Source organism: Lelliottia sp. RWM.1 (assembly GCF_016859735.1).
In the GTDB taxonomy this organism is placed as follows: Bacteria; Pseudomonadota; Gammaproteobacteria; order Enterobacterales; family Enterobacteriaceae; genus Enterobacter.
In genome coordinates, this window is the sequence record NZ_WLVC01000141.1 from 1 (window position 1) to 642 (window position 642).

1 protein-coding gene is annotated in these 642 nt (G+C 47.5%); it reads left to right on the plus strand.

The features are described 5' to 3' along the window. Positions 1 to 74: 74 nt before the first annotated feature. Positions 75 to 533, plus strand: coding sequence for an IS200/IS605 family transposase (tnpA, locus tag GF617_RS26945; protein WP_203452779.1), 459 nt, complete (start codon positions 75 to 77; stop codon positions 531 to 533). Positions 534 to 642 lie beyond the last annotated feature (109 nt).

Genomic DNA, 642 nt, shown 5'->3' on the forward strand with positions numbered 1-642 from the left:
CCCTTTTGATTTGTTAAAACACCTTGCGGTCTGGCAACTGCAAGAGTCAAACAAGAAATCAAAAGGGGGTCCCAATGGGGGACGAAAAGAGCTTAGCGCACACCCGATGGAACTGTAAATATCACATAGTTTTTGCGCCGAAATACCGAAGACAGGCGTTCTACGGAGAGAAGCGTAGAGCAATAGGCAGTATTTTGAGAAAGCTGTGTGAGTGGAAAAACGTACGGATTCTGGAAGCTGAATGCTGTTCAGATCATATCCATATGCTTGTGGAGATCCCGCCGAAAATGAGCGTATCCGGCTTTATGGGATATCTGAAAGGGAAAAGCAGTCTGATGCTTTACGAGCAGTTTGGGGATTTGAAATTCAAATACAGGAACAGGGAGTTCTGGTGCAGAGGGTACTACGTCGATACGGTGGGTAAGAACACGGCGAAGATACAGGACTACATAAAGCACCAGCTTGAAGAGGATAAAATGGGAGAGCAGTTATCGATTCCCTATCCGGGCAGCCCGTTTACGGGCCGTAAGTAGCGAAGTCTGATGCAAATGTCAGATCGTATGCGCCTGTTAGGGCGTGGCTGGTAAGAGAGCCTTACAGGCGCATCAGAAAAACCTCCGGCTATGCCGGAGGATATTTATT

Coding starts and splice junctions, on each gene's coding strand:
- tnpA (WP_203452779.1), top strand. CDS start 75: ATGGGGGACGAAAAGAGCTTAGCGCACACCCGATGGAACTGTAAATAT.